At 52.4% G+C, this 12948-nt stretch carries 14 protein-coding genes; 5 read left to right on the forward strand and 9 right to left on the reverse strand.

Annotated features, from left to right (window positions below; translation table 11 throughout):
- Positions 1-228: 228 nt before the first annotated feature.
- From ACJJID_RS15150 to ACJJID_RS15165, 4 genes are all read left to right on the forward strand, one after another.
- A complete protein-coding gene (locus tag ACJJID_RS15150; RefSeq protein WP_444920196.1) occupies positions 229-528 on the forward strand; it encodes a hypothetical protein in 300 nt (99 codons plus the stop codon).
- 75 nt (positions 529-603) lie between these two features.
- Positions 604-990 (forward strand): Rid family hydrolase, encoded by a 387-nt coding sequence (locus tag ACJJID_RS15155; RefSeq protein WP_444920197.1) that lies wholly within the window; start codon positions 604-606, stop codon positions 988-990.
- A 95-nt stretch (positions 991-1085) separates the two neighbouring features.
- Positions 1086-1364 carry a hypothetical protein gene (locus tag ACJJID_RS15160; protein ID WP_444920198.1) on the forward strand — a complete coding sequence of 93 codons (279 nt, stop codon included), beginning with the start codon at positions 1086-1088 and terminating at the stop codon, positions 1362-1364.
- A gap of 420 nt (positions 1365-1784) precedes the next feature.
- Positions 1785-2234, forward strand: coding sequence for a GNAT family N-acetyltransferase (locus ACJJID_RS15165; protein ID WP_444920199.1), 450 nt, complete (start codon positions 1785-1787; stop codon positions 2232-2234).
- Between the two features lie 716 nt (positions 2235-2950).
- On the opposite strand, the gene ACJJID_RS15170 is transcribed toward ACJJID_RS15165, so the two are convergent.
- From ACJJID_RS15170 to ACJJID_RS15205, 8 genes are all read right to left on the reverse strand, one after another.
- On the reverse strand, positions 2951-3733 hold the full coding sequence (locus ACJJID_RS15170) for an FTR1 family protein (protein ID WP_444920200.1): 783 nt from the start codon (positions 3731-3733) through the stop codon (positions 2951-2953).
- Positions 3734-3743: 10 nt separating this feature from the next.
- The gene (locus tag ACJJID_RS15175) at positions 3744-4112 is read right to left on the reverse strand and encodes a cupredoxin domain-containing protein (protein ID WP_444920201.1); all 369 of its coding nucleotides are present in this window, start codon (positions 4110-4112) and stop codon (positions 3744-3746) included.
- Positions 4113-4122: 10 nt separating this feature from the next.
- On the reverse strand, positions 4123-5466 hold the full coding sequence (locus ACJJID_RS15180; RefSeq protein WP_444920202.1) for an ATP-binding protein: 1344 nt from the start codon (positions 5464-5466) through the stop codon (positions 4123-4125).
- Entirely contained in the window at positions 5463-6131 is a 669-nt protein-coding gene (locus ACJJID_RS15185; protein ID WP_444920203.1) for a response regulator, read from the reverse strand. Before ACJJID_RS15185 ends, ACJJID_RS15180 begins: the two co-directional genes overlap by 4 nt.
- Positions 6132-6279: 148 nt before the next feature.
- The gene (locus tag ACJJID_RS15190; RefSeq protein WP_444920204.1) at positions 6280-7125 is read right to left on the reverse strand and encodes an SDR family oxidoreductase; all 846 of its coding nucleotides are present in this window, start codon (positions 7123-7125) and stop codon (positions 6280-6282) included.
- Between the two features lies 1 nt (position 7126).
- Positions 7127-7798, reverse strand: a complete 672-nt coding sequence (locus ACJJID_RS15195) for a TenA family transcriptional regulator (protein ID WP_444920205.1) — start codon at positions 7796-7798, stop codon at positions 7127-7129.
- Positions 7795-9273 (reverse strand): AMP-binding protein, encoded by a 1479-nt coding sequence (locus ACJJID_RS15200; RefSeq protein WP_444920206.1) that lies wholly within the window; start codon positions 9271-9273, stop codon positions 7795-7797. Before ACJJID_RS15200 ends, ACJJID_RS15195 begins: the two co-directional genes overlap by 4 nt.
- Positions 9264-9986, reverse strand: coding sequence for a thermostable hemolysin (locus ACJJID_RS15205; protein ID WP_444920207.1), 723 nt, complete (start codon positions 9984-9986; stop codon positions 9264-9266). The genes ACJJID_RS15200 and ACJJID_RS15205 overlap by 10 nt, the downstream gene beginning before the upstream one ends.
- Positions 9987-10302: 316 nt before the next feature.
- Between ACJJID_RS15205 and ACJJID_RS15210 the strand changes: the two genes are divergently transcribed.
- Positions 10303-11145 (forward strand): universal stress protein, encoded by an 843-nt coding sequence (locus ACJJID_RS15210; RefSeq protein WP_152455145.1) that lies wholly within the window; start codon positions 10303-10305, stop codon positions 11143-11145.
- An 80-nt stretch (positions 11146-11225) separates the two neighbouring features.
- On the opposite strand, the gene ACJJID_RS15215 is transcribed toward ACJJID_RS15210, so the two are convergent.
- Positions 11226-12872: an alpha-amylase family glycosyl hydrolase gene (locus ACJJID_RS15215; protein WP_444920208.1), complete on the reverse strand. Its 1647-nt coding sequence runs from the start codon at positions 12870-12872 to the stop codon at positions 11226-11228.
- Positions 12873-12948: the final 76 nt, after the last annotated feature.

The following is a 12948-nucleotide window of genomic DNA, read 5'->3' on the forward strand; positions in this document are numbered from 1 at the left end:
CACACATAGCAAGGGTTGTAGTCGCTGCGAAACAACACGGTTGGGGCTACCTATGCTCCGCTCCAGCCGTCCCTAACCCGAACACCATAAATCATGAACAGGCTCAGCACACAAGATACTAAGAAACCTAACAAGTAATAGTGTAATTATGATCACTAGTGATCTAACAATCATAAGCGGTAGATCGCATATAAAGTCGTACCTCTACTTTAAAGAGTACGATGCACAATGAGTAAATTCAATTCGACTACCATCGCGATTTATGGCGGTCCTTTAGCGTTAGCATTTGGGCTCATTGCATTTGCGTTAAATTGGAATGTCTGGGGCGGAGGTATGCCTGGGTACAAGATATTTCTATTTCCAGGAAACTTGACTCTTGTATATGTTTGGCACCCACTGCTAACTGAGGAAATAGATTTCTGGCCGAAACTCTTTCTTCACTCGCTAGGTCAATTTGCAGTAGCATCTGTTATTGTTTGGTTAAATACTGTTACGATAAGAAAACTACTCGCTGTTCATTCCTTGTAATGTACAGCAGTAACTTCGATCTTACAGGCCTGTACTCACTACGTTACAGTGGGTGTTTTACTCAAGTAGGGAAACATGAGAAAACTAATCTCTTCAGGTTCTCATCTGGAAGAGCCGATAGGATTTTCCAGAGCGTGCCGAGTTGGAAACCTAATTTCTGTTTCTGGTACGGCACCTATCAAGGATGGCCAGACAGCTTACATTGGTGATGTGTATGCTCAAACGAAGTACTGTCTGGAGCTTTCGATGAAGGCCATACTAGAAGCAGGAGGGAAACCGACGGGTATCATCAGAACCCGTATCATGCTTACCGATATATCCTGCTGGGAAGAAGCAGCAAAAGCACATGGAGAGCTATTCTCTACAATAAAGCCTGCGTGCACGTTTGTTGAGGTAAGTCGCTTTATAGATCTGGCATGGCCTGTGGAAACAGAAATGGATTGTGTATTGGACCAGATATAAAAATTCGCTGAAGTACGCTCCACCCGTCACTGAACAAGTTTACGACGCGTTAATATTACCCGAACCGCCACCTTATCCCTGTATTAAGATTTTATATGAACTGGAAAGCACTAATAGAATTCGGAGCCCCTAGGCAATCTCATCAGCCGCCAATTATCAACTTACTGATAGCTTCAGGTATATTTTTAGGGCTAATTCCTTGGCTTGTGCTGGATGGAAAATTCCTCCTAACAAAAGGAAATTTCCGTCCAGAAGAAATTCTTTTAACAGTCAAAGATCAACCTGTATTTTTTTGGATTCTAGCCTTCTTCGCCTTCATTTGTGGTGTTGTGTGCTTGCTGTCTAGCGTTGGAGATTATCAACTGAATGTTTGAGCACAAAAACTTAATAATCGCAGGCAGTAAACTGGAGTTCTTACTGGTTCCTAGAGGATTACTCAGATAGCACCAGCGGTGAAAAACCATAATGAGAAATGGAACTTTTGTATTAGTTTGTTTGACTCCACTTTTTGTAGTAGCCTCATATATAATTTTTCACTGATAAAAGAAGGCCAAGGAAATTATCGCGAAGCCTATTACCTATTCAACAAATTGATGTATATGTTTGTGATAACTACGAGTTGAAAAGTAAAGCTCTCGATAAAGCCAAGTGCCTAAGAAAGTATTTAGACCAGTGAACTGCAGCTAGTGATTCAAGTAAACCCAGAGTGTAGAACAAAGGCACCCTCTGCTCTGTGGTCCACCTCTATACATTAACATTAATCTTCCCATTGTATATAAAAAGGATTTATATCATTGAACATCAACTTACGAGAAATATCAAAAGATAACTGGGTCGATATGATTGGCCTTGACATCACAAAAGAACAAGAAAACTATGTGGCTCTAACTTCAGAAGCTATTGCCGCATCCAAGTTTTATGATCATTACATCAATCGAGGCGTTTATCTTGGGGATAAGCCCATTGGATTTATCCAATATTACCCAAATCATGGCAATGGCAAGCCAAACGAAATCTTTATAGATCAATTATTGATTGACATCAGCTTTCAAGGTCAAGGCTACGGTTCAGAAGCAGTGAAACTCGTATTAGCAGAAATAAAGAAACTTGAAGGCTTTAATTCTATATCCATTTGTTACGTTGAGGGACATGACATCACGAAACCTTTTTTCGAACGCTTTGGGTTTAACCTCGTAGACCAGGATGAGTTCGATGAAACGATAATGGAGCTCCATTATACCTAAGGGCACTTCTTCGATATATATTTCTGATAGCGATAGGATTCATATTTAGCAGGTTAAAATGTTTAATGATTTTATAAACTTTTAAGGTATGGTGGCAGGCCTAGCAGTGTCGGCTACATATTTTTATTTATGAAATATACGATAAAACCACTATGAAAAAGACTTGATATTTAAAATTCTAGTAGTTAGTAGACCATGAATTTATCCAAAAAATGTATCATTACTGATGGCACAGTAACTATTAAGAGAAACTCTTACTGTGTTATCTTTATTGTTTTAGCAGGATTAAGCTTGCTAACTTTATATATCGCTAATATCACGCTGGATCTTGGTCCTGAGTGGGTTGTTCTCTGTGTCTCTCCTATATTGCTCTCCACTTTAATAGGCCTAAGGGGCAGCCTTTCCTGTGCAGACAAAAATAGACTTTAATAGAGAGATAGTGTTCATGAGAGGATTAATCCCATGGAAATGGAAGCCCATGTGCAGATTAAAATGGGGGCTAAAAGACCTATATATTTCAAGCTATATTATGAACACTAAGCACACACCAGCCGCAAAATTTAATACACTCTGTCTCAAAGCAGGATTGCGCGAATATGTGTTATTTGAAAGTATGGATGATTCGGCCATGAGAATGAAAGACTATATTTACGAGAATGCCCTCAATAAGAAAAGGCGTAAATAAACCCAAATGGAATAACTTATCTACCCACTAGTTAATCTCTGGAACACCTATAATAAAAACCCCCAAGCACGCCCAGCATAAGAAAAATACTGCCTGCGTAGACCATGACTTCCAGAGGGGTTGGTGTGGCTTCGTAACCAGCTATAGCAAAGAGCAACTGCCCTGGGATTGAGTCCTCCCGCAACAGCTGAGAGCTATCCCAGAGGGGCTCTTGCCCAGGCAGTAAATTTGCTTGAATAAATAATTGCGAGGCCTGTAGGATCATTCCGGCTGCCAAGATGGTGAGCAATATACAGGAGGTCATCAAAGTATATTTGGGTGATAGACCACATAGAAAGTAATAAAGTAATGCACCTAAACTGTAGCCGATACCGGCACCTAGCAATGCACCAATTATTACGGAGGGTAAGAGTGGTGGGTGCAGCCAAAAGGAAGTGAGATAAACATAAACTTCTGACCCCTCACGCATAATCGCGAGTGTGACTGCCAGTAGCATAGCGCCCTGTATGATGGGTAAATGGTATTGCTGCTTACGCCAATTAAGTAACAACAAGGTGGTGACTATTATTAATAATATATAGATTGTAATTAATATTCCGGCATTCAACAGCTCTTGGCCTGTACCATTTATTGCCTGGGAGACTCGCGTAAGGTTTTCACCATAGACGATTGCAGCGAATCCACCGAGTAATAGCGCGATATAAAACCAGCGGGCGCGAAGATCCAGCATTCGGGTAGTCGCCAATAGCACACTGAGCAGCAGCGCCACTTCCAACACTTCCCGCAGTACTACCATTACAGAGGTTAATAACATAAGTCTTTCGCTACTGTGCGATAATTTTTCCCTGAGCCGTTATGGGATGGAATTCACCAAAAAACAGATATTCACCTGCTGGCAAAGGGCCAATAAATAGCACTGCCTTGCTATTACCCATGATCACTTTTTTTCGGTTGAGCTGGTAACTCTCAAATTCTTCTGGGGATGCATCACGATTGTAGATCACCAGTTTAATCTCCGTATCGGCGGGTACCACCAGTTCGGAAGGGTTAAAAAGATGGTTGTGGATTTCTAATTTTACAGTGGGTTTATTAGTATCTGGGGCGCAGGCACCCAATAAAATTGAAACCAAAATCCAAAGGCCGGCAGCCAAAGCGTCGCTCTTTTTCTGTTTTTTATAGGTTTTTCTTCGCACCTGTAAGCAGCTACGCATCCTTGTCGTCCTTTGCTTTTTTAAAACGCACAGTTATTGAAAGCCCTTGGCCAAAGTGTGACTGGCCGAGTTCGATTGAAGCTCCGTGAAGGCGTGCGATATGCTGCACAATGGAAAGGCCCAATCCGCAACCGGGGGCAGTGCTCTGGTGGCGGTCGCCCCCCACTCGGTAGAACCGTTCAAAAACCCTGGAGTACTCTTCCTCTGGAATCCCCAGCCCGGAATCCTCTACTTGTAGAAGAATATCCCCTTTGATTAACCGGGTACTTACTTGCACACGGCCCTCCTCAGGAGTGTATTTCGCCGCATTGCGCAGGAGATTTTTTAAAAGAATAGTCAGTGCGAAACGGTCGCCACGCAGAAATACCCTACCGCCCAGCAGTTCCACCTGTTGCTTTCTCTGGGCAAAGATCGGGTATTCCTCTGCCAATACCTCTCGTGCCAGGGCATGAAGATTGAGTATCTCAAAGCGCGCCGGGTAGTGTTCGGGTGTAGTGCGAAATAAATCCAGCATTTGCTCTACTAAGTGCGCCATGCGCTGAACACTATCTTCTAGCTTGACCAGACTCTGGGGCATTACTGTTTGCCCAGCCCCCTCAAAATCACTCTCCAGATTATGCGCGTGTACCTGTATGGCGGCGATGGGCGTGCGCAATTCATGGGCAGCATCGGCAGAAAAGCGCCGCTCGCGCTCAAAAGAGGCCTGCAGGCGTGCGAGTAGTGCATTAATGGATTGCACCACCGGGAGCAATTCCTGTGGGGGATTACCCTCTGACAGTGGTGTCAGATCTTCGGCGCGTTTGCTATGCAGGTCTTCGGCGAGTTTTCGCAAACTAAAAAGACCGCGCCCTACTACAAACCAAATCAGCAACCCGGCAATCGGTAGACCCAACAGCATCGGTAGCACTGCAGCAATCGCCAGTTTTTCTGCCAGCTGGTAACGCAGGTCAGATCTCTCGGCAACGATAATCCAGTGGCCATTATCGGGAAAGTATTCGGCGAGACTGCGCCAACGGTAGCCCGAGAAATTTATTTCCTTAAAGCCAACGGCAAATTCACTGAGGGGTTGCGTCGGGGCATCGGCGGAGCGCACCAGTAATTTCTTATCCTCAGACCATACCTGCATCACCATGGCCTCGGGTTGGGCCACCACCCGCTCAGCCCCTGTTGCCACCGGCATATCTGCCAATAACCTGGCAGAGGCGCTTAATTGGCGGTCAAACAGCCGCTGCGCTTCCGCCATGGTGTCGCGGTAGCCGCGCAGTGCCGAGACAAAATTGACCAGCATGATAATACTGAGCAGCGCGATCAACAGAAAAATACGGATAGATTTCATGCGCCGCCAGCCGCTTCCAGTTTGTAGCCAACGCCGCGAATGGTCTGAATAAACTCTGGATAGATTTTTTTGCGTAAATTGTGGATATGCACATCCACAGTATTGCTGGAAACCTCCTCGCCCCAGCTGTACAGCTTATCTTCCAGCTGTTCGCGACTGAGAATATGGCCCGGGCGCTCGGCCAAGGCGCGCAGCAGGCTAAATTCCCGCCGCGACAGTTTTATTTCCTGCCCAGCCCTCGTCACGCTATGACTGGATAAATTAATGGCTACATCGCCAATCAGGATTTCCGCACTGAGACCGCTGCCCCCGCGCCTTTCCAGAGCGCGCAAGCGCGCCAGTAGCTCATCTACTGCAAAGGGCTTGGTCAGATAGTCATCGGCACCGGCATCCAGGCCCTGCACCTTTGAGGGGAGATCATCGCGGGCCGTGAGAATCAATACCGGCGAGCGAATTGATTTAGCTCGCAACCGTTTCAACACCTCCACACCATCCAGGTCGGGCAGGCCTAGATCGAGAATAATCACATCCGGTATCGCCGCCTGAGCCAGAGCAATACCCTCACTGCCGCGGGCCGCGTGATCAACGGCATAGCCCCCTCTCTGCAGGGCGGTGACCATCCCCTCGGCCAGGGATTGGTTATCTTCGATCAGTAGGATGCGCATTGGCCTGGGCTCTTCAGCAATGGAAACAGGTTAGGAGAGCGCTGTGCAACGCCCTCCCCCACCGCCAGAGCATAGTGCCTTTGCCGGGACGGTGGGTGGCGCGGGAGTGGTTGTTGAATTAGTTGTTGAATTGAAAAGGCCAGCGCGCTCAGAGCGCGCCGGGAGCCGCCTTATCCTGTACTGTTGGCGGAGTTTCCCCGCGGGCAAATTGGCGAACCAAAGGCAGTTTCTTTGCCAGCGCGCTATCCACAAGAGAGGGCAGGAGCGCATTGACCTTGATAAACAGGCGTTCGGGCCAGCCGATAAAGCGCCTGCGGCCGTGTTTACTCTGTAGTAAACGCAGACATTGGGCGGCGACAAATTGTGGCGAGTCGGACTTGTTACCGAGTGCCCGATTCAAGTCGTTGACTGCGTCACTGTTGAGAGAGGTATCCACCGCCCTGGGCGCCAGGTAGTGCACGCGCACCTTACTGCCCGCCAATTCCCGGCGCAGGGTTTCGGTAAAGCCGTGCAGCCCCGCTTTACTGGCGCCATAGGCCCCAAAGCCCGGATGACCGATATGACCAAAGGCGGAGCCGATGTTAATGATGGCGGCGTGTTCGCTGCGCTGTAGTGTCGGCAGCAAATCGCGAGTAAGCGCCATAGGCGCGATCAGGTTGGTGTTTAACAACCTGCCCAGCTCGGCATCACTAATATCGCTGAGCAGGGAAAAAGAAGCGATGCCGGCGTTGTTGACCAGCACATCCACACCGCCAGGCAATTGCTCGCAGCTACGCACCAGCTCGGAACGGCTCGCGCCATCACACAGATCGGCCACCAGTACCTGGTGCCTGTCGCTGTGGGGCAGCCCCACTTTTAACTTTTGCAGGCGCGTAGCGTTGCGCCCCTGCAATAGCAGCCGGTGGCCCTGCTCGGCCAGCAAGCGGCTGATGGCACTGCCAATTCCGCCGCTGGCGCCGGTAATCAGTACCGTGAGCGTTTCTCTTGCTGTCATATCAAGCGGCCTCCTGCACGTTAAAGGGGTTGTCCAGTTCGCGGAAAATATCCCCATACAGGCGGTACATAACCCGCGAGCAGTGCAGAATCGCGGCCTGGTCATCGGGGTTATCGATGCGATTCATCAGCCCCTTGAAGAAGTCCACATGGCCGATATCCAGATCGCCGTGAGAGAGCAGATAGCTAAACGCTTTGTTGGGCAGCCCGTGGGTTTTCTGGATGGCGCGCGCCGCTTGCGTTGCTACGGCGGTACTGGTGCCTTCAAGCACATGCACCATGCCGAAAAAGCCGAGGGGATTGCCGCGGGCGATATTGTCATAGGCGTAGGACACCATCAGTTCGGTACTCAGATTCGGGCGGCCGTTGCGCACCGCTTCCGCATCGCCGCCACAGGCAGCAATATCGTTGAGCACCCATTCCTGGTGACCGGTTTCCTCCTCGATATATTCCGCAACCGCCTCGCGCAACCATTCCTGTTGCTGACTCAGGCGACTGCCACAGGCCATCATCAGCGGCACCGTGTGCTTGACGTGGTGATAGGCCTGGGTGAGAAAGGCCACATATTCCTGCAAGGCAATCTCACCCCGTGCGGCGCGCTGGATAAAAGGTACCTCCATCAGAGACTGACGGGCGTCGGCAGTTTGCTGTTCAAGCAGATTGTAAAAACTCATGAGGAGATACCTCCATAAAGGCTATCGATAGAATTTTGGAACTGCGCGACGATGCGATCGCGGCGCGGGCGGCCGTTGGCAGTGAGCAGGCCATCGGCAAACGTTAATGGCGCCGGCAGCGCGGTCCAGGTGCGCACCTGAGCGTAATCCGGCAATTTGCGATTCACTGCCTGCAACCAACTGTCGAGTTGCTCGCGGCTGCTGCCGGGGCGTGCAAAAATCAGGGCGGCACAGTGGGGGCGAGCGTCGCCGACCACCACGCACTGTTGCACTATCGGCTCCAGCAGTACCTCGCTCTCAATCCACTCCGGCGAGATATTGCGCCCAAATGCGCTGATCAGGATGTTCTTGCGGCGCCCGGTGATGTGCAGAAATCCTTGTGCGTCTAACTCACCCAAATCACCGGTGGCGAGCCACTGGCTTTCACCACCCTCGGCACTATCCAGGTAACCCAGGTAGCGGGGACCGCGCACCATCACCTCGCCATTGCGAATGGCGATATCACAGTGAGACAAGGGCTGACCCACGCTGCCTGGAAGGTCAGCGCCTGGCACATTCAGGGCTACCACCGAGCCACATTCGGACAAGCCGTAGCCTTCATAAACCGGCAGGCCAAGACTGCGCGCCTGCAACAACAGCCGGTCCGAGACCTTACCGCCGCCCACGGCGACAAAGCGCAGTGAGCTCGGCGGCTGCCAGCCGTAGTGCTCACTGTACTCCAACAGCGCCTTCAACATCTGCGGCAGCAGGATCACGCTGTGGGGACGATACTCATCGATACAGCTCGCCAGCTGGGCTACATCCAGACCCGAGCTGCCTCTGAGGCCCAGGCGCCCTGTGGTCGGCACCACCACCTCACCACCACGTAACCAACTACTGTAAGCCCCGGCCACATTCTCCAGCAGAGTGGCCAGAGGCAGCAGGCACAGGTGCACACGGTTGCCCTGAGGCTGTAGTTGCTGCGCCAGTACACTGGCGGTGGTGAGCTGGGTTTGGGCTGACAGGCAGACACCGCGCGGCTTGCCGGTAGAGCCAGAGGTAAAAGTGATTTTGGCAGTGTGTTCCGGCAGCGCCGCTGTCGCTTCCGCATGGATATCGATCAGGGCCATACCGGCCAACTCAGCCCTAGCCTGACCTACCATATCGAGCGCGGTAAAACGTTCACAGCTATCGCTCAACAGGGCCTGCATACCACTCACGCGCAGGGTATGTGCCAGCTGCTGCTGGGAAAAGAAAACCGGCAGCGGTACCAAAGTGATCTGCGCTATCTGGCAGGCCAGGTCCACCAACAACCAATTGGGGCCATTGTCGGCATAGAGGCCCAGCACACGGATCTCGCGCGCCTGCAGATCCACGGCGATTTCCTCGGCGGCCGCCAGTAGTTGCCCGTAGCTAAATGTACGCTGCTCCCCCCGCAGCGCCAGCTGCTCGGGGTGATTCACAGCCTGCTGGCGAATTTGCTCTATCAATTGCATAGATTGGCTCCTCTCGCCGAGGTTGTGAGGACAGGCGACATAGCCTGGGCCGAGGCACGACAGGCCAGCAGAGTCTCGCGAGTGCGGGGATTTGCCAGCAGGGCGCGATGCTCAGCGACCATATCGATGGCGGTCACCGCCGGGGCCGACTCGTAATAACGACCCCACTCGTTCAGGTTATCCCCCAAACGCCGGCCGTCGGCTTCACATAAAACCGTCTGCCGACCCACCAGTTTCTGCAACAGGCCGCGCACTTCCGCAGTTGCGGTATAAATGGCCCAATGCACACCGGCGGCGGCAAATAATTCAAACAACATCAGGAACAGCATCTGGCTGCCACCGCGGCTGGTGGAGATCAAATTGCCGATCTCAACAATCTCCGTGCGTCTTACCGGACTCCCACTGAAGGCGGCGATCTCCTGTTCCACCGGCTGATCGAGGTACTGTTCCAGGAACAGCGGTCCGCTGTCGGCGCGGCGCAGCCCGAGGGCACTGCTGAACGCGCTCTCCTGCCAGGCGGATAGCAATAGCGGGGCAAACTGGTTCACCTGCGCACCATAGGTATCGGCAAACTTCTGCGCGATAAATCCCTGCACCCGGCTGTGGCCTGCCTGCCCTATACGGGTCAGGTCGAAATCCAGTTTGCGCCGCCGCAGCCTGCGCTTGGGCAACGCACTCTGGTCCAGGTATTGATAATGTCTTTGTAGCGCCATTGAAAACCCTCTTTGGGAGTGTCACGGCGAGAGTCTACGGAGACAAAATTAAGGCAAACTTAAGAAACGCTGAAAAACCCCGCCGAGGGTTCCCCTCCCCACCCGGCACTAATCGCACCGGCGGCCGGTCTTGATCTGGCTCAATACAGTCCTTCCCCATTACTTCATCATGCGCCGGCATTAGGGGCTGTCTGACGCGTTTTTCAACGTATTAAGACGACAAATTCTCCGCGCCTGAGGCCCCCCGTGATAACGTAGACCCAGGAGTCAACTGCATAAGGCAGGGACCGGAAACACCCATTGATCTGGAGGAAAGATGGAGCAGCAGAGCACCGTATTCGTGGTCGTGGACCCCAACGATGACAAGCATGTGGCCCTGGAACGGGCAATGAGCACTTCCCGCGGTCGCAACCCGCAGCCGCGCTTGGCGGTGTTTGTCGCGGTGGACGGCGAGGCAGTGGATACCCGCGCGGTGAACGACCACCTATTCCGCGATGAATCCTGGTTCCGCGAGCAAATCCGTGAACCCATCTCCGAGGCAGGGCTCACCTGCGAAATCACCGTGTGCTGGTCCAGCGACTGGCAAGCGGCCATTGTGCAGGAGGCCAAGCGCTGCGATGCAGAAATGATCTACCTGCCAGTACACAAGAAATCCAGCCGCCGTTTTACCTTCGCCGAATCCAAGTGGCGAGTGTTGAAAACCGCACGCTGCCCGGTGGTACTGATTCGTCCCGGTGCCAAAGCCGCGCGCAAAGTGGTGCTGGCCACCGTCAACTACCAGGCCAAAACCCTGGAACAGCGCCAGCTGAACCGCCAGATCAGCGAGCGGGCCACCTATATTGCCGGCCACTACGGCGCCGAGCTGCACCTGGTGAACGCCTACCTAGATTCCATGCGCTATCCCGATCGCGGCGCCCTCGCCAAGCTGGCCGATAAAACCGGCGTGCCCACACACCGCATTCATGTGAAGCAGGGCTATACCAGCGATGTGGTGGAAGCGGTGGCCAAGGAAATTGATGCGGATTTGGTGGTAATGGGCACCCTCAACCAGTTCGGCGAAACCGGCTCGCTGCTGCGAGGCAATACCGCCGAGCGGGTGATCGGCCAGTTGGACGTGGATGTGATGGTGTGCAACCAGTTCACCAACACCGATGTGTAAATTCCATTAGAAAGCTCTAAGAAAAAACCCGGCAATCATTTGCCGGGTTTTTTCTTTCTCGGGCCGGTTAAAAACCAGGGCTACTTTGATTGAGCTGAAAGCAGCAACAGATCCCCACCGGTATTAAAAGTCACACTGCCACTCTCAACTTTTGCACGCTCACCGGAATAGTAATCCGTTAACACCGTGCCATCGGCAAACACGCCTTTTACAGAAATACGCTTCTCCCCGAGGGGCAGCTCCATTGCCACTACCACCGGCTGCTCCCCGGCTAAAGTGCGAGCAAAAGTGTAGGGTTTATCGACGAGTTTTTTGTGCACACCGGCACCCACGGCGGGGTGTGCTCGGCGGAACTGGCCGAGCTTCTGCCAGTGGGCGAGCAATGCGCGGGTTTCAGCCTTTTTCAGGTCGTCCCAATTCATGGGGCTGCGCATGGCCGCATCGCCAAAGGCACGGGCATCGGTCATGGGTCGCGCCAGCTCATCGCCGTAATAGATCTGCACCGCCCCCGGCGCCAGCATCAGTTTACTGGCCGCACTGCGGGTCTGTTGGCGCTCGCGGTCGAAGGAGTGGTGGTCGTCGTGAGAGCCCAGGTAGTTGAGTATTCCCAGCCCCTTTAACGCGCCGTGATTCAGTGCGGTGGAATAACTGGAGAAAATTTTCTCTGCGGGCTCACCGGCCACCTGGGCAAAATCGAAGTTGATCAAGCTGTCGAAACCATACTGGTAAAAATCCACTTGCTGATCACTGTAATCGTAAATACGGCCGACAGTGGGGCCATAGTTATTCACACCAAAGTGATAGACCTCACCCAGCATAAAGAAATCGCGATCGTCGAGTTTCTGCTGTGGATGTTTTTCTTTCCACTCGGCCAGAGCCAAGTCCGCCTCTTTTTTCAGGATTGCCCAGGCTTCTGGCTCGACATGTTTTACCGTGTCCACACGAAAGCCATCCACGCCGTACTCCCGCACCCAATCGGTCAGCCACTTGATCAGGTAGTACTTGGGCGCGCGCGGATAGCCGGTGCGCTCGAAAAATGCATCCAGCTCGCTCAGTTCCTGTTGCAAGCGGCCCTCGCGCTGCCACTTATCCACAAGCTGCGGCGGCAGCGCCACGGGCTTATCGCTCTCGGTGAGGATATCGGTGAGGTTGGCATGGATCGCGCACTCCACATTGCCGGCGTAATCAGACCAATCGCATTGCGCGCCTTTGCGCAACCAGCTGGCGGGCCACTCCGGGTCCTTTGCGGTTATCGGGCCGGTGTGATTGAGAATCACATCGAGTAACACACGGATACCGCGCTTGTGCGCGGCCTCTATCAGCTCCGCTAACTCGGCCTCAGTGCCAAAGTTGGCATCCACCGCAGTCCAGTCTTTGGGCCAGTAGCCGTGGAAGGCATAGGTGCGCTTGTCGGAGTCATTGTGACCGTGGATATTCTCGATCACCGGGGACATCCAGATGGCATCCACCCCCAGATCGTTGAAATAACCCGCCTCAATCTTTTCGATCACTCCACGCAGATCGCCGCCGGCGAATCCACGCAGGTGTGCCGCGTCATCCTTGCGGCCATAGGGAAAGTCATTGGTTGTGTCGCCGTTATTAAACCGGTCCGGCAACATGAAATAGATAGTGGCATTGCGCCAAAAAGGGTCGACCGCTTCAGCGGCTGCAGCAATCTGCACAACCCCCAGAAACAGGCCCATCAGTAGGCTGGTGAATTTAACCATTGTTCCCTCTCTTATTCTTCGCGCTCAACCGCTCTTATGCGACGCGCACATTTTCACTAGTCCACTCTAATCCGCA

The organism is Microbulbifer sp. CnH-101-G (genome assembly GCF_052466775.1).

Coding starts and splice junctions, on each gene's coding strand:
- ACJJID_RS15150 (WP_444920196.1), top strand. CDS start 229: ATGAGTAAATTCAATTCGACTACCATCGCGATTTATGGCGGTCCTTTA.
- ACJJID_RS15155 (WP_444920197.1), top strand. CDS start 604: ATGAGAAAACTAATCTCTTCAGGTTCTCATCTGGAAGAGCCGATAGGA.
- ACJJID_RS15160 (WP_444920198.1), top strand. CDS start 1,086: ATGAACTGGAAAGCACTAATAGAATTCGGAGCCCCTAGGCAATCTCAT.
- ACJJID_RS15170 (WP_444920200.1), bottom strand. CDS start 3,733: ATGTTATTAACCTCTGTAATGGTAGTACTGCGGGAAGTGTTGGAAGTG.
- ACJJID_RS15180 (WP_444920202.1), bottom strand. CDS start 5,466: ATGAAATCTATCCGTATTTTTCTGTTGATCGCGCTGCTCAGTATTATC.
- ACJJID_RS15185 (WP_444920203.1), bottom strand. CDS start 6,131: ATGCGCATCCTACTGATCGAAGATAACCAATCCCTGGCCGAGGGGATG.
- ACJJID_RS15190 (WP_444920204.1), bottom strand. CDS start 7,125: ATGACAGCAAGAGAAACGCTCACGGTACTGATTACCGGCGCCAGCGGC.
- ACJJID_RS15195 (WP_444920205.1), bottom strand. CDS start 7,798: ATGAGTTTTTACAATCTGCTTGAACAGCAAACTGCCGACGCCCGTCAG.
- ACJJID_RS15200 (WP_444920206.1), bottom strand. CDS start 9,273: ATGCAATTGATAGAGCAAATTCGCCAGCAGGCTGTGAATCACCCCGAG.
- ACJJID_RS15205 (WP_444920207.1), bottom strand. CDS start 9,986: ATGGCGCTACAAAGACATTATCAATACCTGGACCAGAGTGCGTTGCCC.
- ACJJID_RS15210 (WP_152455145.1), top strand. CDS start 10,303: ATGGAGCAGCAGAGCACCGTATTCGTGGTCGTGGACCCCAACGATGAC.
- ACJJID_RS15215 (WP_444920208.1), bottom strand. CDS start 12,872: ATGGTTAAATTCACCAGCCTACTGATGGGCCTGTTTCTGGGGGTTGTG.